The 22,444-nt window shown below is 49.8% G+C and carries 21 protein-coding genes; 16 read left to right on the top strand and 5 right to left on the bottom strand.

The genetic code is table 11. The features are described from left to right. From BN348_RS03045 to BN348_RS03090, 9 genes are all read left to right on the top strand, one after another. Window positions 1-327, top strand: coding sequence for a plasmid mobilization protein (locus BN348_RS03045; RefSeq protein WP_040196101.1), 327 nt, complete (start codon window positions 1-3; stop codon window positions 325-327). Next, window positions 327-1,478, top strand: coding sequence for a helicase RepA family protein (locus BN348_RS03050; protein ID WP_478209977.1), 1,152 nt, complete (start codon window positions 327-329; stop codon window positions 1,476-1,478). Before BN348_RS03045 ends, BN348_RS03050 begins: the two co-directional genes overlap by 1 nt. A 291-nt stretch (window positions 1,479-1,769) precedes the next feature. After that, entirely contained in the window at window positions 1,770-2,876 is a 1,107-nt protein-coding gene (locus BN348_RS03060; protein ID WP_420885250.1) for a plasmid recombination protein, read from the top strand. Between the two features lie 341 nt (window positions 2,877-3,217). After that, entirely contained in the window at window positions 3,218-3,535 is a 318-nt protein-coding gene (locus BN348_RS03065) for an ArsR/SmtB family transcription factor (RefSeq protein WP_040196107.1), read from the top strand. A 130-nt stretch (window positions 3,536-3,665) separates the two neighbouring features. Next, the gene (locus BN348_RS03070; protein WP_052446673.1) at window positions 3,666-4,628 is read left to right on the top strand and encodes a permease; all 963 of its coding nucleotides are present in this window, start codon (window positions 3,666-3,668) and stop codon (window positions 4,626-4,628) included. 17 nt (window positions 4,629-4,645) lie between these two features. Then, complete coding sequence (locus BN348_RS03075) at window positions 4,646-4,990, top strand: thioredoxin family protein (RefSeq protein WP_040196110.1); 345 nt, start codon at window positions 4,646-4,648, stop codon at window positions 4,988-4,990. A 290-nt stretch (window positions 4,991-5,280) separates the two neighbouring features. Next, window positions 5,281-6,372 (top strand): DUF262 domain-containing protein, encoded by a 1,092-nt coding sequence (locus BN348_RS03080; protein ID WP_040196111.1) that lies wholly within the window; start codon window positions 5,281-5,283, stop codon window positions 6,370-6,372. Continuing rightward, complete coding sequence (locus BN348_RS03085; RefSeq protein WP_040196112.1) at window positions 6,359-7,042, top strand: MAE_28990/MAE_18760 family HEPN-like nuclease; 684 nt, start codon at window positions 6,359-6,361, stop codon at window positions 7,040-7,042. The genes BN348_RS03080 and BN348_RS03085 overlap by 14 nt, the downstream gene beginning before the upstream one ends. Window positions 7,043-7,555: 513 nt before the next feature. After that, window positions 7,556-7,831 carry a hypothetical protein gene (locus tag BN348_RS03090; RefSeq protein WP_040196113.1) on the top strand — a complete coding sequence of 92 codons (276 nt, stop codon included), beginning with the start codon at window positions 7,556-7,558 and terminating at the stop codon, window positions 7,829-7,831. Window positions 7,832-8,094: 263 nt separating this feature from the next. Here the strand turns inward: BN348_RS03090 and BN348_RS03095 are convergent, their stop codons facing one another. The 3 genes from BN348_RS03095 to BN348_RS03105 form a co-directional block, all read right to left on the bottom strand. Then, entirely contained in the window at window positions 8,095-10,878 is a 2,784-nt protein-coding gene (locus BN348_RS03095; protein WP_052446661.1) for an ATP-binding protein, read from the bottom strand. Between the two features lie 56 nt (window positions 10,879-10,934). After that, window positions 10,935-13,172: a response regulator gene (locus BN348_RS03100; RefSeq protein ID WP_197068270.1), complete on the bottom strand. Its 2,238-nt coding sequence runs from the start codon at window positions 13,170-13,172 to the stop codon at window positions 10,935-10,937. A gap of 397 nt (window positions 13,173-13,569) precedes the next feature. After that, window positions 13,570-13,920 carry an Hpt domain-containing protein gene (locus BN348_RS03105; protein WP_040196114.1) on the bottom strand — a complete coding sequence of 117 codons (351 nt, stop codon included), beginning with the start codon at window positions 13,918-13,920 and terminating at the stop codon, window positions 13,570-13,572. 549 nt (window positions 13,921-14,469) lie between these two features. Between BN348_RS03105 and guaA the strand changes: the two genes are divergently transcribed. From guaA to BN348_RS03135, 6 genes are all read left to right on the top strand, one after another. Continuing rightward, the gene (gene guaA / locus BN348_RS03110; protein WP_040196115.1) at window positions 14,470-15,762 is read left to right on the top strand and encodes a glutamine-hydrolyzing GMP synthase; all 1,293 of its coding nucleotides are present in this window, start codon (window positions 14,470-14,472) and stop codon (window positions 15,760-15,762) included. Between the two features lie 4 nt (window positions 15,763-15,766). Further along, entirely contained in the window at window positions 15,767-16,219 is a 453-nt protein-coding gene (locus BN348_RS03115) for an SRA domain-containing endonuclease (protein ID WP_040196117.1), read from the top strand. Window positions 16,220-16,261: 42 nt separating this feature from the next. Next, a complete protein-coding gene (locus BN348_RS12915) occupies window positions 16,262-17,005 on the top strand; it encodes a prepilin-type N-terminal cleavage/methylation domain-containing protein (protein ID WP_052446663.1) in 744 nt (247 codons plus the stop codon). Between the two features lie 295 nt (window positions 17,006-17,300). Then, a complete protein-coding gene (locus tag BN348_RS03125) occupies window positions 17,301-17,783 on the top strand; it encodes an acyl-CoA thioesterase (RefSeq protein ID WP_040196118.1) in 483 nt (160 codons plus the stop codon). Between the two features lie 194 nt (window positions 17,784-17,977). Next, window positions 17,978-19,318, top strand: coding sequence for a CCA tRNA nucleotidyltransferase (locus BN348_RS03130; RefSeq protein WP_040196120.1), 1,341 nt, complete (start codon window positions 17,978-17,980; stop codon window positions 19,316-19,318). Window positions 19,319-19,326: 8 nt separating this feature from the next. Beyond that, window positions 19,327-19,611, top strand: a complete 285-nt coding sequence (locus BN348_RS03135; RefSeq protein WP_040196121.1) for a hypothetical protein — start codon at window positions 19,327-19,329, stop codon at window positions 19,609-19,611. Here BN348_RS03135 and BN348_RS03140 read toward each other — a convergent pair. Then, window positions 19,608-20,027: a PPC domain-containing DNA-binding protein gene (locus tag BN348_RS03140; RefSeq protein WP_040196210.1), complete on the bottom strand. Its 420-nt coding sequence runs from the start codon at window positions 20,025-20,027 to the stop codon at window positions 19,608-19,610. The two genes, BN348_RS03135 and BN348_RS03140, sit on opposite strands and share 4 nt — an antisense overlap. Window positions 20,028-20,356: 329 nt before the next feature. On the opposite strand from BN348_RS03140, the gene hpf reads away from it, so the two are divergent. After that, on the top strand, window positions 20,357-20,899 hold the full coding sequence (hpf, locus tag BN348_RS03145; RefSeq protein WP_040196122.1) for a ribosome hibernation-promoting factor, HPF/YfiA family: 543 nt from the start codon (window positions 20,357-20,359) through the stop codon (window positions 20,897-20,899). A gap of 170 nt (window positions 20,900-21,069) precedes the next feature. Here the strand turns inward: hpf and BN348_RS03150 are convergent, their stop codons facing one another. Further along, window positions 21,070-22,350, bottom strand: coding sequence for a glycosyltransferase (locus BN348_RS03150; RefSeq protein ID WP_052446664.1), 1,281 nt, complete (start codon window positions 22,348-22,350; stop codon window positions 21,070-21,072). Between the last annotated feature and the right edge of the window lie 94 nt (window positions 22,351-22,444).

The following is a 22,444-nucleotide window of genomic DNA, read 5'->3' on the forward strand; positions in this document are numbered from 1 at the left end:
ATGTCGCTCAAAAACAGGGACAACAAGAATCGCTGGCGCAACAAAACGGTCGCGTTCCGGGTGTCGCCGGAAGAAGATGAACAAATCGAGATTGCTGTCCGGCTTTCCGGCCTCACCAAACAGGACTACATCACACGGCGTCTGCTGTGCCGTGATGTGGTGGTGCAGGGTAATCCAAGGGTTTACAAGGCCCTGCGCGACCAGCTCGCCACTGTGCTGGAAGAACTGCGGCGCATCGGAACCGGTGAACCGGTCAGCGATGAACTTTTAGAAACCATTGAACTGATTACAGTCACGATGCAGGGCATGAGGGAGGATTGCGAATGATTATTACCGAACAAGCAAAAACGACTGCCCTTGTTCCGTCTGTTGGCGCAGGCGGAGGACAGCCGATTCCGAAAATCACTGAATCCAGTATATCAGAGACGTTTCAAGAAAACAATCCCTCAGATGAAAACATTGACGAAATTTTGCGGCAGATGCAGCGATACAATGACCCGGCATATCTGCACACGGTTTCCATGAACGAGCTGTACGAAAATATCTATCAGAGCAGGCCGCCAATTATCGACGGCCTGCTCCATGCGGGAACCTATCTTTTTGTAGGTGCGCCCAAGGTGGGCAAGTCGTTCCTCATGGCGCAGCTTGCCTATCATGTCAGCACCGGGCTTTCCCTTTGGAAATACCACGTCCATAAAGGAACTGTCCTCTATCTGGCGTTGGAGGACGATTACAGGCGCTTGCAGGAACGGTTATATCGTATGTTTGGAACGGACAGCACGGAGAACCTGCACTTTGCCATCTGTGCAAAGCAGCTCGGCGCTGGCCTCGACGAACAGCTTGAAAAGTTTGTCCGGGAGCATAGCGACACAAAGCTCATTATCATTGATACCCTGCAAAAAATCCGGGAGGCGGGTGGCGATAAGTTCAGCTATGCTAACGATTATGAAATCGTCGGGAGGCTCAAACAGATCGCTGATCGCAGCGGCGTCTGCCTCCTGCTGGTACATCATACCCGGAAACAACAGGCGGACGATAAGTTTGACATGATTTCCGGCACCAACGGCCTGCTCGGCGCTGCGGACGGTGCGTTTCTGCTTCAAAAGGAAAGACGGACGGACAATGCCGCCGTACTGGATATTTCGGGGCGCGACCAACAAGACCAGCGGCTTTATCTCACAAGGGACATGGAGAGGCTGGTGTGGCAGTTGGAACGGACAGAAAATGAGCTGTGGAGAGAACCGCCCGACCTGGTACTGGAAGCCGTGGCCGCGTTGGTGACATCGGACAGGCCGGAATGGAGTGGGACAGCCACGGACTTAACGGCGGCGCTGCGAGCCGACATGAAGCCTAACGCGCTCGCCATGCGGCTGAATATCCGGGCGGGCAAGCTACTGAACGATTATCATATCCAGTATGCCAGCGTCCGAACCCACGCTGGCAGGAACATCAAGCTCACGCTTTTGCCCCAAGCGTGACGACCGTGACGGCTGTGACGGCCTTATGGGGAACGGGTACGGTGTTGGAAACATCGTCACGGTCGTCACGGCTGTCACGGACAAAAGTTTAGGCGGGGTACAGGGCGCCCTTTTCAAAGGGCGGCCCTGTTGGGGTGGTTGCCCGCAGGCAACAGGGGCAACGCCCCTATTCCCCCTCGGAGAGCGCAAGGGCGCTTTTGATGGCGTAGCTGTCAAAAGTGCTTTTGCGTTACTTTCGCAGAAAGTAACAAAGGCCGCCGCATCAGCGGCGAAAAAGGAGCGTGATAATGTTTGCGTAGGACAATCAGCGGTATGGTCGGGAAAGGTTCGCTGACCCACAACAACCGCGATTTTATCGCGGAGAATATCGACCGCAGCCGAACAGCCGACAACATCACTTACTTGCATGAGGATTTACGCACTGTCTATACGGAACTGTTTGGCGCGGCGCTGGAACGCTATAACGCCAAACAGAAACGAAGCGACCGGAAAATAGCTGATTATTACGAGCATATCCGTACCGGCAAACAGGAGAAGCTATTCCATGAAGTCATTTTCCAGATAGGCAGCGTCAAGAATACCGCTGTCGGAACGCCAGAGGGAGAGCAGGCCAAGGCGGTGCTGGACGAATTTATGTGCAGTTTTCAGGAGCGCAATCCCCATCTCCGCGTGTTCTCGGCCCACCTGCATATGGACGAAGCGACGCCGCATTTACATATCGACTTTGTCCCCTTTACCACCGACAGCAAGCGTGGATTGGATACGCGGGTTTCCATGAAAAAGGCGCTGGCGGCCCAAGGCTTCGAGGGCGGCAGCCGGGGCGACACAGAATTTAATCAGTGGATTAACGCAGAGAAACAGACGTTGGCGCAGGTCATGGAGCGTCACGGCATTGAGTGGGAACAGCTTGGCACACACAATGAACATCTGTCCGTTTTGGATTTCAAAAAGCAGGAACGACAAGCGGAAGTCATGACGCTGGAACAATCCATTGCCAAACTGCAAAAGCAGCAAGTAGACATAAAGGCCGTCGAAAATATTGATGCCAAAAATGTCCCTCTTTCCTCTAAAGTTATGCTGGAACGGCAGGATTACCAAATGTTGCTGACAGCGGCGCAGAAATATGTCGTTCAAGAAAAGAAAAGTGGCAGACTGGAAAAGCTGCTAAAGGCCGCTGAAAAGACCATAGCGGACCTAAAAACAAAGCTGGCGGGCGTCATACGGGAACGCGATGAACTGAAATCTATCCGTAGTCAGTTGAACGTTGGGAAGCTGGAACAGGAGAATTGTGAACTGCGCCAATCCGTAAAATGGTATCAGTCCGTACTTGAACAGCAAGGTCTTTCCCATATGTTTGGGAAACAAAAACAGCAACGGCAAGTGACACAACAGCGTTGACGCTCTGCGGGCAATAAGGAGGCTATTTTTGGGGGTACAGGTCATAGGATACAGCCCCCCCTTGATATGCTCTCGTGAAGTCGCATGGATACTGGCTTTGCAAGCGTCAAAAGCGTGACATTATGGCCAGTTGAACCCAAGGGGTTAAGGCAAGCCTTAACCCCTTGTCTGCTCACCAGCGCAGGCTCCAAGCCCTGTCAACGGCGGCGCGGTACGCGCCGTTCATCTCGACCGTTGACGGAGTTTGGGGCCTGTGCTAATTTTTTTGAATTTATGGTTGACAAATGAGCCAGAAGCGCATATACTAATCATATCAAGATAATTTGATGTGAGGTGAACGCATGGATACGACACATCAAAATAACGCCAAAGTGTTTAAGTCTCTCTGTGACCCAAAGCGACTTGCCATTCTGGAGCAATTACGCAGCGGCGAGAAGTGCGCCTGTGTCCTGCAAGAGCCGATGGACTTAACGCAGTCGGGCCTTTCCTACCACATGAAGATACTGTGTGATTCCGGCCTAGTGGTAAGCCGTCAAGAAGGCAAATGGACGCATTACCGATTAAGCGCAACCGGCAGGGAAAAAGCGGTGAATCTGTTGCTGGCTCTTACTACGCCTACTACGGAGCGGGAGGGTGATTATACACAACGCGATAAATAAACGCCATCTGAATTGGGATGGCGTTTCCTTCAAGACAACACATCAAAAATTATTGATATGTTGTCCAACAATTTGAAAGCGAGGTCTTGTTGTGGGTATTTGGGATTTCATTCAAAATCAAGTTCTTGGCATGAAGTGGCTGAATGAGCTAATCGGTTTGGGCCTCTCGGCCTTGGGGCTGGACGTGGGCGGGCGCATCGGCGGCAGCGTCCAATTCTTTATTTATGATGTGCTGAAAATCACGATTTTGCTCTGTTTCCTGATTTTTGCTATTTCTTACATTCAGAGCTACTTCCCCCCGGAGCGAAGCAAACGTATTTTGGGGCGATTCCACGGTATTTGGGCGAATATCGTTTCCGCGCTGCTTGGAACGGTAACGCCGTTTTGTTCCTGTTCGTCTATCCCGCTGTTCATTGGTTTCACCAGCGCGGGGCTGCCCCTTGGTGTGACGTTCTCCTTTTTGATTTCTTCTCCGATGGTGGACTTAGGAAGTCTGGTACTTCTTATGAGCATTTTTGGAGCGAAAGTCGCCGTCATTTATGTGGTGGTCGGCCTCATTATAGCCGTGGTAGGCGGTACGATTATAGAAAAACTGCATATGGAAAAACACGTTGAAAGTTTTATTCTTTCTGCGGGCGGTGTGGATATTGAATCCCCTATCCTTACGAAGAAAGAGCGATTATCTTTCGCAAAAGAGCAGATGCTTGGAACATTCAAAAAGGTCTTTCCCTACATTCTGGTTGGCGTCGGTATCGGCGCGGTGATTCATAACTGGATTCCGGAAAGTTGGATTGAGGCCGTTTTGGGTAGCAACAATCCTTTTGGCGTGTTTCTTGCAACGTTGGTGGGCGTCCCTATGTATGCAGATATTTTCGGTACAATTCCTGTCGCGGAGGCTCTGCTTTCTAAAGGCGCACAGCTTGGCACAATCTTATCTTTTATGATGGCTGTCACCACTTTAAGCCTGCCGTCTATGATTATGCTTCGCAAGGCTGTCAAGCCGAAACTGCTTGCCCTGTTCATTGGCATCTGTACCGTTGGCATCATCATTGTCGGTTATCTGTTTAATGCGTTCCAATTCATACTAATTTAAAATAGGAGGTATTTTCGATGGGACTGTTTGGAAAGAAGAAAGAGGAAACAAAAGGTTGCTGCTGTGGTGGCAACTGCAACGCTGACACAATGGCGCAAGCGGAGGCTGCAAAGGCCGCCGCTGGTGTTAAGGTGTTGGGAACTGGCTGCGCGAAGTGTAACGCGCTGGAGGAAGCCGCCCGCGAGGCTCTTTCAGAATTGGGAATGGATACAACCATCGACCATGTGACAGACTTTACGCAGATAGCCGCCTACGGTGTAATGTCCACCCCGGCGCTGGTCGTAGATGGGAAAGTAGTGTCATATGGAAAGGTACTGAAAAAAGACGAGGCAAAAGCCCTTATCCAGCAAGTACGGAAGTGATGATAATATTGCATTGTGTCCTATAAGGTGCTATACTGAATCCAACAAAGACGCGCAAACCACCAGAATTAACGCGACAATTTTACCTTTGATATTTGGCCCCTGATAGATTTTTGATAGCAAAAGTCCCAAGACCCCTTGGGATAAGGATAACTGGTATCATATCCTATCAAATGGAATCAAATTCGCTAAACAAAATTGTTTAGAATCGACTTTTATTTGCCGAGTGGGAATAACGTTGCTTGTATTGTGACAAATCTAAATTATAATTAGTATTTAGAGGAGCAAAAATGAATATCGAAAATTTAATTGAAAATGTAGATAGTCAAATAATAAAAATAAGGACTAAGAGTTTGGATGTATCATTTAATGAGCTTTATGATATGTATCAAAATCAAGAATTAACCATTTCTCCAGATTATCAAAGAATGTTTAGATGGGAAGAAGAGAAACAATCGCGTTTTGTAGAGTCATTAATACTGGAAATGCCAGTACCACCTATTTTCGTAATCGAAACTGATGATGGAATTTATGAGTTAATTGATGGGTTACAAAGAATTTCTAGCTATCTTCATTTCAGAGGAGAGAAGCTAGGGAATAGCAAAGATGATTATTTGATTTTGCAGGGGTGCGATATTGTACCAGACTTAAATGGTTTAAAATTTAATGATTTACCTAAAGCACTCCAGATTAAGTTAAAACGAAGCTTTGTGCGAATGGAAGTTATAAAAAAAGAGAGTGAAATTGCCTTAAAATATCACATGTTTAAACGTTTAAATACGGGAGGTGAATTATTATCTGCCCAAGAAATAAGGAATTGCACAATAAGATTATTAGGATCAAAAGCGATAGATTTTTTAGAAGATTGTAGTCAAAATAATAACTTTAAATCAGTAATAAGCCGAATTGGAGATGACCGTTTCAACATACGAGATGACCAAGAGTTGGCATTAAGATTCTTTGCGATAAAAAATGATATTGATAACTATAGGTATCCAGTAACAGAGTATTTAACTAGATATCTTGAAAAAATGACTAAAGATGAAATTGCTTTTAATTATACAAAAGAACAACATATTTTTAAACATACATTTAAATTTATAAATGATCATTGGGGATGTGATGCGTTTTCTGGAAAAACTGGAAATGGAACAGTTCGAAATGAGTTTGTTTTATATTATTTTGACGGTATAGCTATTCCTTTAGCTACCATGATTGACGAGATTGAAAAATCTAATTGTATAGGTAAAATAGTAGAACGTATAAATGATCTTAAGTTTGGAGATGAAATTAAATCTTATAAAACTGGAAGCGTAAATGGAATTAAAACTCGAATTCGATTGTTTACGGAGGGAGTGAGAGAAGTACTTGACGGCAAATGAGCTGAGAGCAAATCTTGAGACTGAGCTTGCATGGCGTCAAGAAGAACTAGCCTTTTTTAAAAACCAATTAAGTAATATTACTGATTCAGAAAAGGAACGTTATAGAAAAAGCTTGGTTCTCATTCTTTATTCACATTTTGAGGGTTATGTTAAAATCAGTATACAAACATATATTCAACATCTTAACTCTCTTTTACTCAAACGAAGGGAGGTTAATACCAATCTATTAGTTACAGGAATGCACAAAGAGTTTCAGGCATATGATAATTTAGATAGAAAATGTGAATGTTTTAAAAGAGAATTACCCGAGGATTCTAAGTTGCATCGTTTTTTTAGAAGAGTTGATTTAATGGAAAAGATTGAAGAGTTTAAGTTGGAAATATTGTCAATAGATGATCAGATAATAGATATAGGATCAAATTTATGGTATATTGTATTACAAAAAAATTTGTATAAAATCGGTTTGCCGGTCGATTTGTTTAAAGAATATAAAAGTGATATCGATGGTTTGGTGAATAGGCGTAATTCAATAGCGCATGGGAATTTTCGTTCTGGTGTAACAGAACAAGAGTACGAAAAGTGGGAAAGTAAGACAAATATAATTATGGAAGATATTACACGTTGCCTATATGACTATGCTAAGAATAAAAAATATTTGTCTAGTTATTGATGTTGATAATTTAACTACATTTTTTAATAGGATTAATTTCTACATAGTACATATTCTAAACATTAGAATTTTGATAAGTGTTAAAGAGGCAGATATTCTTCCGAATATCTGCCTTTTTTATCTCCACCCATTGACAAAATGGTCGGACTTATTATATAATAATTAATACAGACCTATTAAAGGAGGTGTCATTCTGTACGTAGGTAAAAAAAGAGGTCCGAAAACTGATAATCCCAAAACTTATAAGGTCACAGTGAAGCTGGATCAAGAGTCAAAAGACATTCTTGACGGTTACTGTGAACAGGAAGCGGTGTCCATTGCGGAGACCGTAAGGCGCGGGATTAAACGTATGAAGCCTGACCTCAAAAAATGAAGGAAGCGGCTGCCCCTCACAAAGCAAAGCCACTTCCTAACACCGCAATCATCTAAAAAGATGTTACAGCGTAAATATTATACCATGCGCTGTAATTTCTTTCAAGGGGGTTTGCACGACATTTGAAAGGAAGATATCCTATGACGAACAGCAAAGCATGGAATGAAATTGTGGAAAATTTGATGGAACGCGCGCTCCAAGAGCACAAGGAGACGACGGAATACCAGTATTACAGGCAGCGGAGTAGGCATCTGGATGAGATGCTGACCACCAATCTGAGACAGGAGGAACGGGAATTCGTCGATGAAATCCTGTTCGAGATCAGTGCAAGCTACGAGCGCCAGATGGAGGTGCTCTACCGCCGCGGCATGCAGGACGCCGTCTGGATGCTGAGAAACCTCTGGATGCCCGTTTAACCCATCGCATCAGCTCGGCGGATGCCGCCATAAATCTCCCGCGCGTAACTTTCAGCCATATCAGAAAACCCGCATTCCGGCAGTTCTGCCGGAATGCGGGTTTTTTATCGATTCAGCTGATCCGCAGGACCGCCCGAATATCCTGGAGATGCGGTGCGGACCTTGCGGAACTGCCGGACAGGGGATTCCCTGTGACTTTGTATTCCGCTTTTTTGGAAGGAAGAACATCTTGGCCTATGTATCACAGGAAACGGCATATGAATCTAGGCATCGTCCTGCCCATTCCGATTTCGAAGGTGGCTTCCGATCACCTCATAGAGCTGGTCGATCTCAAACGGCTTCGGGATGAATCCGTTCATGCCGGCATTCATGGCCTTGTCCTGATCCTCCTTGAAGGTGTTGGCGGTCATCGCGACAATCGGGATCGTTTCAGCGTCGGGATGGCCGCAGCAGCGGATTTCCCCGGTCGCCGAAAGTCCGTCCATGACCGGCATCTGGATGTCCATCAGAATCAGGTCATAATACCCGGCGGCATGCTCTGTAAACATTTCGACGGCAATCCGGCCGTTGGCGGCGCGTTCGATCTTGACACCCTCGGTTTCCAGCATATAGGAGACGATTTCGGCATTCAGGTCGTTGTCCTCCGCCAGCAGAATCCTTGTGCCTTCGAAGCTGCAGGAGATTTCGGAGGATGCCTGCTCTTCAAATGGCTCAGCCACTGGCAGCCAGACGCTGAAATAGAACAAAGAGCCTTCGCCCAGAGTGCTGTCAACGGAAAGCTCCCCGCCCATCAGCCGCACTAGGTTGCTGCTGATGGCAAGTCCCAGCCCGGTACCCGGCTGTCCGGTTTTGCTGGTGCCGGAGCCCTGCTCGAAGGACTGGAAGATGCGCTCCAGATCCTTTTGATCGATGCCGGTTCCATTATCCTTCACACTGAAGAACAGTTTGGCCTGTGTGTCGTCCGATTCGAGCTCCTTGAGTGTCAATACAATTTCTCCATCCGGTCCTGTAAACTTGACGGCATTGGACAGCAGGTTGAGCACCACCTGCTTGATGCGCAGCCCGTCGCCCAAAAAGCATTCGTGCTGAAGCTCGCACTGGATGATCAGGTGAAGCTTCTGCTTTTCGGTCTGCACGCGGATCATGCTTTCCACATCCTCGATGAGTGTGCGGGGCTTAAACGGCGCGGGCAGAAGCTGCATCTTGCTGCTTTCAATTTTGGACATATCCAGAATGTCGTTGACCAGAGACAGCAGGAACTGTGAAGAGGACTTAATCTCCTCCAGATGTTTCTGGAGTGCCGGCGGCGCGTCCTGGGAACGCAGTGCCACCTGTGTCAGCCCGATGATCGCATTCATCGGCGTCCGGATTTCATGCGACATCCGTGACAGGAATTCTGATTTTGCCTTGTTGGATTCCTCGGCTTTTTCGAGCTGGAGCTGCATCACGCGGCTCTTCATCTTAAACCTGCTGAACAGCAGGAACACCAGCGCGGCTAAGAAAAGAAAAGCGCCTAAGATCGCGATGAAGGCGACCGGGTTGGAATAGATGATGGACTTGAGACTCATCGTCGATTCGCCCATCGATGTCATGTTGCGGGAGACAATGCTGTCCATCTCTGAGGCGGGGATACTGTTGATCGCCTTGCTGAGGATGGAGAAGAGCTGCACATCCACCGGCTTCGGCACGGCGATGGACACCTCGCTTTTGGTGGAAGCGGTGGCGACGATGGTCACCTGCGTGTAAAAGTTCCGGTAATACAGCTCCTCGACAAAGGAAGACGGAATGAAGGTGACGTCCGCCTCGCCCTTCTCAACGGCATTGAGACAATCGGCAGGGGTCGGATAATAGCGGACCTCCCTTGGCGTGATTCCATCCGGAACGTTTCGGCCCGCAACACAGGCCAGAATGATGTCGTCGGATGGATATTGCGAAGCTTTGTTCTTGAGGATGACATCATCCAGGCTGAGATAATTTTTGGTCAGGACCATATCTATATTCTGCGCCAAATATTCTTCATCCAGGAAGGAGCCGATAATGTCCGCCTTTCCCGAGACTGCCAGGTCAAGCATTTCCTGATAGCTGTTGGCGTATACAAATTCAAACTGCAGGCCTGTCTGCTGTGAAATGAGCGCAAAGGTGTCCTGACAGATTCCTTTTTGCTTCCCTTTTTTGATGTAGCTCAGCGGATACCGGTCATTCATCAACGCAACCCGCACCGGTTCCGCCTTTTCGATATACGCACGGTCCTCGTCCGAGAGCGTGATGGTGTTGTCATAGTAATCCGGGAAATATTTGGCCTGTGTCTCCAAAGCGAAGTTTGGATTCGCCGTATAGATGTTCGTGATGGCGTCGTCCAGCTGCTGGCAGATTTGGGTGTGTTCAAGATATGCGGCGATATAGTACGGTTCGCCGCCGAGCTGTACTGCGACCGAACGGTTTTCTGTCAGATAGGAGTTTCCGCCCAGCAGCGCGTCGATTTCACCATTGTCCAGTGCTCTGCCCAATTCGTCGGGATCAGCAAAGGAGCGCAGTTCACAGGAAATACTGTTGAAGGATAAAAAATATTCGAACTGCTTGATTTTATTGACCGCATTTTTAAATACCCCAATGGTTTTGCCCTTTAAGGTGCCCACATCAAAGCTCTGGATGCTGGTGTCGTCGCTGCGCTTGATCAAAAGGGAGGTTGTACTTCCAATGCTGTAACGCGGATAGAAATAAAAATCCGTATACGATTCTACATAGTACATACCAGCCATGAGGTCAAGCTGTCCAACCTTCAGCATGTCCATCAGTGTCTGTGCGTCGTCATCGATGAATTCATATTCCCATCCGGTGTATTTGGCGATTTCCACAAGCCAGTCGTAGAATACGCCGCTGCGTGTGCCGTCCTCATGGGTTTCGCTGAATCCCGGGTTTTGCGGAAAAGCCACCCTGACGACCGGATGCTTTTCTTCGGCTGCATATACGGGCGTCCAGCTGAACAGGCTGAGCAGGAGCGAAAGCAGTATTGTCCGCAGAACCGCTCGTTTTACACCTTGCTTCATGATCTACCTCCTATGCACACGCTGTGCTTCGTCTTTTTGTCTTCTGCAGGGGACGGTTATCTGTCATCGGCAGCCTGGTTCGTATCGGTGTTTCCGTCCAAATATTGCTGCAGGATGCTTCGAATCTTTTCCATGCCGACGGGCTTGGTGATATAGGCGTCCATGCCGGCCGCATAGGCCGAATCGATATCCTCCACAAATGCGTTCGCCGACATGGCGACGATCGGCGTATGCACCCTTCCCTGGGCGTGCTCGAGCTGTCGGATCTGCCGTGTCGCTTCATAACCGTTCATCTGCGGCATCTGGATATCCATAAAGATCAGCTTGTAGTACCCGTTCGTCGCATTCTTTACCATTTCGGCGGCTTCGCGCCCATTCCAGGCTTTTTCCACTGAACAGCCGCAGCGTTTGATAAATTCTTCTGCAATTTCCATATTCATCTGGTTGTCCTCCACCAGAAGCACACGGCCGTCCAGCGGGCTGTCAGCAGAATCCGCGGCTTTCGCTGACGGCTCGGATTGTTCACGAAAAACGATGTCATGCATGACATGGTAAAGGCGCGACTTGAACAGCGGTTTTGCCAGGAATGCATTCACGCCCGCCTGCTTCGCCTCGTCCTCTATTTCAGTCCAATCGTATGCGGTCAGGATGATAATCGGGGTTTCAGCGCCCACGATGCTCCGGATGCGCCGTGTAGTTTCCAGCCCGTCCATGCCCGGCATCTTCCAGTCAATGATGATGGAATGGAAATTCCGATGAATCCGATGCGCTTCGGAAACCTTTTCCACAGCCAGCGCTCCGCTGAGCACCCATTCGCTGTTCATGCCGATCTCCGCAAGCAGTCCGGTGGTATTTTCACAGACATCCTGGTCATCGTCAACGACCAGGCAGCGCAGTTCCTGCAAAGCGCTGAAGTCGATGAGTTCCTCCTCGGTTTTCTGCAGCTTCAGATGGAGGGTAATCTGGAAGCGCGTACCCTTTCCCAGTTCGCTTTGAACGGCGATCTGCCCGTTCATCATGTCCACAATGCTTTTGGTGATGGCCATTCCCAGACCGGTGCCCTCAATTTTGCTGTTGGTGGAGGTCTGTACACGTTCAAACGGTTCGTACAGCCTTTCCAGAAACGCTTCGGACATGCCGATTCCGGTATCGCTGATGACAAACTGGTAGGTTCCATAGCCTTTGTGCTGCGGCGGAAGCTCGCAGATTTTTACATGTACGCTGCCGCCCGATGGCGTGAATTTGATGGCGTTGCCCATGATATTCAGCAGAATCTGGTTGATACGCAGCGTGTCGCCGATTACCCGCTCATGCTCGATGTTGCTGATGCTGATGTCGAAATCCAGTTCTTTCGACTTTGCCTGCGGCTGAACGATGGTCACGAAACTGTGGACAAGCTCCGGCAGGATAAATTCTTCATTGTTGAGCGCAATTTTTCCGCTTTCGATCTTGCTCATATCCAACACATCGTTGATCAGGCCGAGCAGGTGCTTGGAGGAAATAGCGATCTTATTCAAACAATCCTTCACCTTGGAAGGTTCCTCGAGATGCATCCCCGCGATGGCTGTCATACCAATGATCGCGTTCATCGGTGTGCGGATGTCGTGGGACATATTGGACAAAAATTGTGATTTCGCCGTGTTTGCGCTCTGCGCGGATTCCAATGCGCTGGCAAGCGCGTTGCGCATCTCCTCCTCATGCTCGCTTTTGCATTTGAGAATATACAGGTAAACGCCCAGCGAAACGATGACGGCCAACGTCAGTACGGTCGAGAGAATGATCGTGTTGAGACGGGAATCCAGCGCGAAGTTTTTAAACGCTGCAAATGTCGTCCTGGAACCGTCGATCATGGAGCTGGTCAGCTGATTCATTTCATCGAGCTTCGGTTCTATATTTTCTTTAAAAAAGGAGGATGTGTCCTCGCTGGTGAACGCGGGGTCCTGACAGAGGACGAGCAGCTTGTTCTGCTCATCCCGCAGGGAATCGTACAGTTCGCTCAGGCGCAAAGCGTCTTCGGGAGAATGGATATATTTCTCAACAATGAAATCGAGGTTGTCCCGGACTTCCCCGTCGATGGATTCATAATGCTGGTGTACGGTATTGATCATCTCGGGGGTGTGCGAATAGACCAGCCGTTCCGGCAGGATGCGCAGCTGGGCGAGATAGGTGTCCACCTCGCCTACGGAGATGGCGACCGGATAGGGATGATCGCCGATCATCTCCACCTGGCTTGAAATGGTATTGGTGTTCACGATGGTGATGATGTAAAAAACGATCAGAAGTGCCAGCAACAAAACTGCGGTCCATCTGGAGAGTTTTTTTGTATTCTTTTTAATTCTTTCTTTTAACAAACAAGCACCCTTCCTTCCTGATGTTGTGCTGATATCCACTTGAATGAATCTTGCTGTGCTGTTGGTTTCCCAATGATCCATGGAGAAATGGGGAATTCAGCCGCGATCGCTTTTTTCTCCTTGCCTGAGACATAAAAATAACCGGTAGGCATATGATCCGCCGGTTATACTTCCATGCTCCAAAAGACTGGGCCGCTCAGCAATCAAGACGATATATCACGTAAATACAATGATTGAATCATAACGATTGGCATTGTCCTAGTTCCAGACTGCCGAAAAAATTTTAGAACAACGAAATGTGCACGCCGCCCGGAAAATAGAACCCGATGCCAGCTGCTGTTTACCGAATCCGATGGATTCCATCCATGACGGCATCATATTCCTGTTTTACTGTTTCAAAACCCTGCCGGATTTCCTCATATCTGCTTTGACGGATGTACAAGACCAGCTCCGAACAGGCTGCCTGAAGCCTGTCAAAGCCCAAATTCCCGGAAACCCCCTTCAGCGTGTGCGCGTAACCCTCAATTTCAGCGAAGCTGAAGGTTTGGACTGCTTCTGATAAATTCTGGAAAGCGGGGTCGCCGGCAAAATACAGGACAAACTTTTCAAGCATGCCTTCGTCATTTCCAAAGCGGTTCAGGACGGCTTCATAATCCGATTCAATTCTTTCATACAATTCCTCAAGCTTCATAGTTGTTCCTCTCTAAAACCAATCGGTGCTAATCAAAATATATACCTCTATTATAAGGCGGAAAGCAACAAAATTCAAGCGTATTCGTCGTTTTGCCGCGGAATAGTTCGTGTTGTCTTTTTTTAATGAACCTGGGTCCATCTGTTCAGCGTTTTTATTGGATTGTCACATCGCCAACAAGGCTTTGGGCTCCCAAAATTATAACGGTACGGATTATATCCTGTCTGGCTTTGCAGGAGCATAACGATTAAAAAGCAATGGCGGTTGGAACTGCGTGTTTTATCCGGCATAAAAGGAATCCAGTGTTGTCAGTGAACCGCATCAGCCAACGGTTCGATTTGTAAAAAACACCATGCTTATAATTATGATGCCGGGTTGAAAGATATTTGTCGGGGACCAAATATATCCATTGCCGCAAGTCCCAGGTATCGCATATCATCCGTTTGACAAAACAGATGATATGCGATACAATAAAGAACACTATTATCGTGTAAAAACGCCGGGATGCGGCGTTTTTACAACTTTATCGACAAAGAAAGGCGGAGATTCATGAAGCAGGACATGATCGTTATTTTAGACTTGGGCAGTACGGAGAACACCACGCTGGCCCGTGCAATCCGTGATTTGGGCGTATACAGCGAGATCTATCCCCACGATATCACAGCAAAGGAGTTAGCGGCGCTCCCCAATGTAAAGGGCGTCATCCTGAACGGGGGAGAAAACCGTGTTGTGGACGGCACGGCAGTGGACGTCTGCGATGAAATTTACACGGCGGGCTGTCCGGTCATCGCCGTCGACCATCCCGGCGCAAAATGTGAAGGAATCTTTGCATCGCTGCCGGATGAAGCGGCGCTCAAGGCATTTGTGTTCGACACCTGCGGCGCGCAGGCGAACTGGAATATGAAAAACTTTGTTGAAGACCAGGTCGAGCTGGTCCGCCGTCAGATCGGGGATAAAAAGGTTCTCCTGGCGCTGTCCGGCGGCGTGGATTCCTCTGTAGTGGCCGCGTTGCTGCTCAAAGCGGTCGGCAGCCAGCTGGTCTGTGTCCATGTCAACCATGGACTGATGCGCAAGGATGAATCGGAAAACGTCGTCAAGGTGTTTCAGGATGAGCTGAAGGCCAATCTGGTCTATGTGGACGCCACCGACCGGTTCCTTGGAAAACTGGCGGATGTGTCCGATCCGGAGGAGAAGCGGAAGATCATCGGCAGTGAGTTTATCCGCGTGTTCGAGGAGGAGGCCAGAAAGCTCGACGGCATCGATTTCCTCGGACAGGGAACGATCTACCCGGATATCATCGAGAGCGGCACCAAAACGGCCAAGGTCGTCAAATCGCATCACAATGTGGGAGGCCTGCCGGAAGATCTGCAGTTCGAGCTGGTGGAACCGCTGAAACAGCTCTTCAAGGATGAGGTGCGCGCCTGCGGCGTGGAGCTGGGTCTGCCCGCGGAGATGGTCTACCGTCAACCGTTCCCGGGCCCGGGACTGGGTGTGCGCTGCCTGGGCGCCATCACCAAGGAGCGCCTGGAAGCGGTGCGGGAATCCGATGCCATCCTGCGCGAGGAGTTCGAAAAAGCTGGCCTTGACAAAAAGGTCTGGCAGTACTTCACGGTTGTGCCCGACTTTAAATCGGTCGGCGTCAAAAACAATGCCAGATGCTTTGAATATCCGGTCATCATCCGTGCGGTCAACACCGTGGACGCCATGACGGCCACCATTGAACAGATTGACTGGCCTGTCCTGCTGAAGATCACCGACAGGATCCTGCATGAGGTGGAGCATGTCAACCGTGTGTGCTATGATCTCTCACCGAAGCCGACCGCCACAATTGAATGGGAATAAAGATATGAATGGTACAACCTTGGCGCAGGGACAAGCGTTTGCAAGCAGAGCAGAGATCAGCAAGCTGTTGGGAGGAAATGCTCAAAGCGGAATCACATTGGCAAGCAAAACGAAGGCAATCCTGTTGTTTAAAAATGAAAAGGAGCTGTATTCTGATTATTTTTATCCAAAAGGTTCATATGACCATTGTATGTATACTGGGATTGGCAGGACCGGACATCAAGATAGCTTAGAGAATAAAATGTATGATCTAAATACGGCGGTACTATCCCATAAGAAACAAGGGAGACCGTTGTTGTTATTTGATAAGAAGAACGGAAGTTATCATTTTATCGGAGAATATGAGTTGACCGAAACGCATCAAAATATCCAGCCGGATGACAATCATTCACTTCGCAGAGTATTTGTTTTTCACCTAAAAAAAGTTTCAGACTTTATTGAACTGATTTTTGATTAACTGCATCACAACTGAGCGGTCTTGTGTCTGGAGGGAATTTCTATGCATGGTTCTTATGTAAAACAACGGGACAGAAAAAGGGGATTTACTCTGACGGAGCTGCTCATTGTCATCGCGATCATCGCGATTCTGCTGGCCATTGCCATTCCATTCTTCAGCGATATGATCAAAAAAGCCCAGGATACTGCCTGTTCGGCCAATCGAAGAAGCGCATACGGCGAATTGAATGCGGAGAGGATGCTCAATTCCAATGCGGATCTGAACGCGATTCTTGCAAAGTATCAGGGAACCTGCCCAAGCGGCGGGCGGTACAGCTTGGTTGAGGATGAGGACAAGGTCTGGATCTACTGCACCAAACACGGCGACGACATTGTGGAAACTTTGCTGTATCAGTTCAGCGATCTGGCGGGCAACTATGCATCGGATGAGGACTACCAGAAATATTTGGAGAAGCATGGGCTTAAGTCCTATTTTAACAACGATCATTTCCGGCGGTATCTCTACGACCTGAACGGCGGATGGCCGACGCTGACCTACAAAGGCGTGACCTATTATATCCAGCCCTATGTGGAAGCTGGATGGAGCTCCGCCACGGTCTTTGCCAGAACAAACGGCACCTCGGCGGCGGGATGGTGGGCGCCGCTGGTATACTGCAACGGGACCTGGTATTTTGGCCCAAGTGCATCCATCAACGGCAAACCTCCGGAGAAGTTGGAAGCCTGGGCGCAATCGAAGAACTGGACCGCCCTGGACCCTGGTGATTATGTCATTGAGCCGCCGCAGTAAAGCTCTGCACGGTTGAGCATAAAAATCCTATCAAGTAAATGATGCCATAAAGCTTCCGCGGAAGCTTTATGGCATTTTGACTTTTTTAAGCAGCGTTTCGTACCGCATTCCGCCTTTATTTGTCCGAATTGTGCTGGTGCAAGGATGATTGCTTTACTGCGGCTTGTTAGTCTGAATACAGAGCGATATCATGAAATTTTATAACAACCGCTTTTATTAGCCGGAATTACCTGTTATAATGGGTAACATAATCTTGAAAGAACCGCAGAGATGCGGAGAAAACAGGAGGGATTCCATGGAACAGAGACTCAAACCAAAGCATGTCCGGGATTCGCGGACACAGCAGATACAGATCATCATGCCGGCGCACAACAACGGTTATGACCGGTTGTTCGGCGGACAGCTTGTGCAGTGGATTGACGTCGTGGCGGCGGTGGTTGCACGGCGGCACTGCAACCGCAATGTGACGACGGTGTTTGTTGACAATCTTCATTTCAAGGCGGCCGCCTACGCAAACGACACGGTCGTGCTGGTCGGGCAGATCACCTATGTCGGCACCACCTCCATGGAGGTGCGGGTCGAGACCTTTGTGGAATCCCTCGACGGAACACAGAAACTGGTCAACCGCGCCTTTCTTGTCATGGTGGCGCTGGATGAAAATGAAAATCCAACCGAGGTCCCGAAGCTTCTGATAGAAACGGAAGAGGAGAAAAAGGAATGGGAAGCGGGGCTTCGGCGGTATGAGCTGCGCAAACAGCGCCGGATAGAGAAATTCTAGATCAGGCGTACGCGTATCTTTATCGTTGGCAGAAATAAGGCGGCAGTGCGCCGCCGGCTGATTGCGAATCCCCGGCAGAGATCAAAAGCAAAACCGGGATTTGAAATGAACGCGCAAGCTGCACGGATGAGCAATCGTTCCGGCGCGGCAGATGTTTTTTCCAATACTCAGAATGGAGACGGGAGGCGGTCATCATGTCAATCGATCTGCCGGAGGAGGTCCGTACGGCACTCGGTTGTCTGCGTGGAAATCACCATCAGGCCTACGTGGTTGGCGGATGTGTGCGCGACCTGCTGCTTGGCAGGACGCCCGGGGACTGGGACATCACGACAAGCGCGCAGCCTCATGAGATGAAACGCTGTTTTGCGGATTATCCGGTGTCTGAGACCGGCCTGCGGCACGGCACGCTGACCGTGGTGATCGGTTCCATGCCGCTGGAGATCACCACCTTCCGCATCGACGGCAGCTATACCGACCATCGAAGGCCGGACAGCGTACGGTTTACCGCGAGCCTTCGGGAGGATCTGGGACGCCGGGACTTTACGGTCAATGCGATGGCTTACAGTGAGGAAACAGGCCTGCAGGATTTCTTCGGCGGAACAGAGGATTTAAAGCGCGGAATCCTGCGCTGTGTAGGGGAACCCCGGCTGCGCTTGTCGGAGGACGCACTGCGCATCCTGCGCGCGGTACGCTTCGCATCGGTGCTCGGCTTCAGGCTGCATCCTGAAACGGAAACGGCCGTGCATCATTTGAAGAAACTGCTTGCCGGGATCGCCCCAGAACGCATTTCAAAGGAGCTGGACAAGCTGCTGCTGGGCGATGATGCACCGCAGGTCATCGAAGCATATGCCGATGTGCTGAGCGTTTTCCTGCCGGAACTGCGGACGCTTGCCGGACTGGAACAGCATCATCCCTATCACGATCTCGACGCTTTGGTCCACACGGCCAAAAGTGTCGGCGCAGCCCCAAAAGATCGGGTCATCCGGTTGGTCATGCTGTTTCACGACATTGCGAAACCTGCCTGTTATACCGTGGATGATCAGGGAACCGGGCATTTCTACAACCATGCGGCGCTGGGGGCTGAGATGGCCGCATCCATCCTGAAACGGCTGCGGTACGACCGAAAGACAAGTGACCGGGTCGTCCGGCTGGTGCGGTACCATGATGTCCGGATCCCCTGTGATACCAGGGCGGTCCGGCGATGGCTGAACCGGCTGAGGGAGGAGGACTTCCGGGCGCTGCTGGCGGTCAGGCGTGCGGATATCCTTGCACAGGCGCCATCTTGCCAAAGGGAGCGTCTCGCAGCGCTCAGCAAGCTGGAGCTGCTGCTGCAGGAGGTGCTGGAGCGGCAGCTGTGTTTCAGCCTGCAGGATCTTAGCATCGGCGGCGGGGAGCTCATCGATGCCGGCATGAAGCCGGGGCCTGAGATTGGAAAGGTTCTGCAGGGGCTGCTGGCGCTTGTGCTGGCGGAACAGCTGCCCAACGAACCGGCTGCGCTGCTTGCGGCGGCAAAAGAGATGAGCAAAAAGGAATGACCTTTCCCATGTGTATGGGAAAGGTCATTCCTTTTATAAAGGATTCTTCGGCGGAATCATCCGCGCGGACAAAGATAGAGTTTTGCTTTTCAGATCATGTAAAAGCGCCGCTGAATCGGGCGAAAAACAGCCGTTATTTCCGCTTCATACCGCTGTACCGCATCGGCCCTTTTAAAAGATTGCCGGCAGCGAAACAGATGAAGCGGGAAAAGGCACGCAGCCATCTTTTCCGGGATGATCCTTTTGAGCTTTCTGTCTGCTTCCTGATGGAAACCATGTGTAACATGCGTTAAAACCGCATCAGGTTCAGACCTGTTTCGGCGTCTTCAAAGCGGGAGATGTCGCCTTCTATGATTCTGATAAAGATTTCAGCCGTCGCGCTGACCACCGCTTCGTTCAGATGCCCGCCGATTACCGCGCCCTGTTCATCGGCAAAGCTGCCGTGCAGATGCAGATAAACGGAACCGTCCTTCTGTGTGACATTGCCGCTGAGTCCGACAATCTCCAATGCCTTGTCGTGGGAATGGGAGATATACCGCTTCTCATCCACCCGGTAAAGCCCAACCGCGACGCGGCTGACCGCACCGATGCCGCTCACGGTGCCCATCCGGATGCCGAGCTTCTCACAGGTTTCGCCGACCGATGCGATGATCTCTTCGGAAGGCTCCAGCCGCAGGACGGCCGTATCGCCGAAACGCTTGGCATGCATAAGCATCCCTCCTTTTTTAACAGTATAAACGAAGACCGAGGAATTGACAAGCTTTTTGGACATCCTGTGTTATCATTCTGTTGTGGGATTGCATGACAGCTTTTGACCGGCGGTCGGGGATTTTGCTCGATCACATAAAAACTTGAGAAATATCTGTGTTTCGCTTTACTTTCTCAACAAAATATGATACAATAACATTACAAAATTTAGTTATAGTCGCCAGTCTTCAGGTGCGTCTGTAACGGGGCGGACAACGCCCTCCGGGTATCCGGCAGGTTTTGTGTACAAGCACAAGAAACGCGGCAAACGCCGCGAAAGGGGTGTAATTTATGAACATAACCTACACAGCAAGAAAAGTAACACTGAAAGATTCCTTTAAAGAAAGAGTCGAGAGAAAACTTAAAAAGCTGGACCGTTTTTTCTCGGACGACACGACAGCAGTGGTAATTGTATCCCTTGAAAAAGACCGGCAGACCGTCGAGATCACCATCAAGTCGCACGGCATGACCTTCCGTGCGGAGAAAACAACCCCGGATATGTTTGATTCCCTCGAAGCGGTTGTGGACATGCTTGTCAAACAGATTGTCAAGAACAAGACGAAGCTCTCCAAACGCACACATGACAATGCCTTCATGAAAGAACTGGAGGATTACGATGTCGGCGAGGTTGAGGACAGCAAAGAGTACAAAATCGTCCGCAACAAAAAGTTCTACATCAAGCCGATGGATGAGGAAGAGGCCATTCTGCAGATGAATATCCTGGGACATTCCTTCTTCATGTTCCGCAATGTGCATACCGAGGAGATCAATGTTGTATACAGAAGAAATGACGGCAACTACGGACTGTTGGAGCCGGATGGAGATATTGAATAATATTTGATGATATCATAGAGAAAGGCCTGCGGAAATTCCGCAGGCCTTTTGTGCCGCTGCTGAGTCCGCCGGCAAATCGGCGGGCTTTTTTATATACAGGATATCGTCCAGCGGGGATGTTCGCCGGTTCTATCCACCGCTCAGATACCGAACACGGTCGCTGTCGGCAATCACTGTCCGCTGAGCTTGTTGTAAAACTCGGAAAGGCTGTTGGCGATGATGTCTGAGCCCTTCTTCACCAGGGAACGCCGCGGCTGTGAGTTGTTGTTCTCCTCGCTCTCCACAAGCGGCTCATAGATATCCAGCAGATGCCGGGCAAGCGCGTCCGGGCCTTTGCTCTGCACCGACTGGATGGTGGTTGAGCGGAACTGTTCAAATTCGTCCGGCGTCATCCCCTGCAGCAGCTTGATCCTTTCATACAATTCGTCGGCGCTGCGGAAGAAATAGCCGTTGACGCCGTCGGTCACCTGGTCCTTGTTGATCTCGTCGTACAGATGCAGCACGGGAAGCCCCATCGCCATGGCCTCGAGCATCGAGATCGAGTTGGTGTCGCTCAGTGAACAGGTGATGTAGGTATCGCAGGCGCTCAGGCAGGACGGAAGCTTCTCATTCGGCAGCATGCCGGTGAAGGTCACCATCGGGCCGATGCCCAACTCCGCCGCGAGATATTCGAGCTCGTCCTTGACCGGGCCGTCGCCGAACAGCACCAGATGGAAGTTGTCCTGCGGCACGATCTTGTCGGCCAGCAGCTTGAGCATTGTGTCCACGCCCTTTTCGATGCCGAGCCTTCCGACAAAGCAGGCCACAAACGCATCCTTCGGGATGTTGTAATGCGCACGGAACGCTTCACGCGCTTCTTCGGATATTTTGGCGCGGTCGAAGCTTTCGAGATTGACCGGGTTCGGGATGACGGCCATCTCCTTTTCGAGACCGACCTCCCGCAGGAACTCGTGCGATTTTTCCGACGGGCCGGTGATCGCGTCGGCATGCTCGGCATAGCGCTTGATGACCTTGTACAGCATGCTTTTGGACGGCTTGATCAGCAGCTTGGTCGGCAGATAGCAGTTTAAATAATCGTTGTTGTAGATCGTGTGGATGGTGTAGACGACCGGGATGTTGAGCCTTGCGGCGGCCATCCGTCCAAGCTCCCCGATGCCGAATTCGGTGTGGATGTGCACGATATCGGGAGCAAAATCCATAATATATTTCAGTTTGGTGTCGGTAAACAGAAACGGTTCAAAGATCGGGTAATTGTAAATGCCGCGCGCTTTGAGCCGGACAGGGCAGTACAGCACGCCGTCCCGGATGACGAAATCCTTCTCATCGTTGCTGGCGGTGACCACCAGAACCTCGTGGCCGAAGTGCTCGAGCCCCTGTTTCAGGTTTTTGACATGTTCCACCACGCCGTTGATATAGGGGACGTAGGTGTCGGAAAATAAAGCGATGCGCATGATAACCCTCCATTGCTGTAGGTTCGTTTTCTATCGGACAAGTCCGACGACAAGGGGAAATCACCCGTATGGACGGGCTTTCCATGCCTTCTAC

This window comes from Candidatus Soleaferrea massiliensis AP7 (genome assembly GCF_000820765.1).
GTDB lineage: Bacteria > Bacillota > Clostridia > Oscillospirales > Ruminococcaceae > Soleaferrea > Soleaferrea massiliensis.

Bases quoted from the DNA above. Each gene is read 5' to 3' on its own strand.
- BN348_RS03045 (WP_040196101.1), top strand. From the start codon at position 1: ATGTCGCTCAAAAACAGGGACAACAAGAATCGCTGGCGCAACAAAACG.
- BN348_RS03065 (WP_040196107.1), top strand. From the start codon at position 3,218: ATGGATACGACACATCAAAATAACGCCAAAGTGTTTAAGTCTCTCTGT.
- BN348_RS03070 (WP_052446673.1), top strand. From the start codon at position 3,666: ATGAAGTGGCTGAATGAGCTAATCGGTTTGGGCCTCTCGGCCTTGGGG.
- BN348_RS03075 (WP_040196110.1), top strand. From the start codon at position 4,646: ATGGGACTGTTTGGAAAGAAGAAAGAGGAAACAAAAGGTTGCTGCTGT.
- BN348_RS03080 (WP_040196111.1), top strand. From the start codon at position 5,281: ATGAATATCGAAAATTTAATTGAAAATGTAGATAGTCAAATAATAAAA.
- BN348_RS03090 (WP_040196113.1), top strand. From the start codon at position 7,556: ATGACGAACAGCAAAGCATGGAATGAAATTGTGGAAAATTTGATGGAA.
- BN348_RS03095 (WP_052446661.1), bottom strand. From the start codon at position 10,878: ATGAAGCAAGGTGTAAAACGAGCGGTTCTGCGGACAATACTGCTTTCG.
- BN348_RS03105 (WP_040196114.1), bottom strand. From the start codon at position 13,920: ATGAAGCTTGAGGAATTGTATGAAAGAATTGAATCGGATTATGAAGCC.
- guaA (WP_040196115.1), top strand. From the start codon at position 14,470: ATGAAGCAGGACATGATCGTTATTTTAGACTTGGGCAGTACGGAGAAC.
- BN348_RS03115 (WP_040196117.1), top strand. From the start codon at position 15,767: ATGAATGGTACAACCTTGGCGCAGGGACAAGCGTTTGCAAGCAGAGCA.
- BN348_RS12915 (WP_052446663.1), top strand. From the start codon at position 16,262: ATGCATGGTTCTTATGTAAAACAACGGGACAGAAAAAGGGGATTTACT.
- BN348_RS03125 (WP_040196118.1), top strand. From the start codon at position 17,301: ATGGAACAGAGACTCAAACCAAAGCATGTCCGGGATTCGCGGACACAG.
- BN348_RS03130 (WP_040196120.1), top strand. From the start codon at position 17,978: ATGTCAATCGATCTGCCGGAGGAGGTCCGTACGGCACTCGGTTGTCTG.
- BN348_RS03135 (WP_040196121.1), top strand. From the start codon at position 19,327: ATGTGTATGGGAAAGGTCATTCCTTTTATAAAGGATTCTTCGGCGGAA.
- BN348_RS03140 (WP_040196210.1), bottom strand. From the start codon at position 20,027: ATGCATGCCAAGCGTTTCGGCGATACGGCCGTCCTGCGGCTGGAGCCT.
- hpf (WP_040196122.1), top strand. From the start codon at position 20,357: ATGAACATAACCTACACAGCAAGAAAAGTAACACTGAAAGATTCCTTT.
- BN348_RS03150 (WP_052446664.1), bottom strand. From the start codon at position 22,350: ATGCGCATCGCTTTATTTTCCGACACCTACGTCCCCTATATCAACGGC.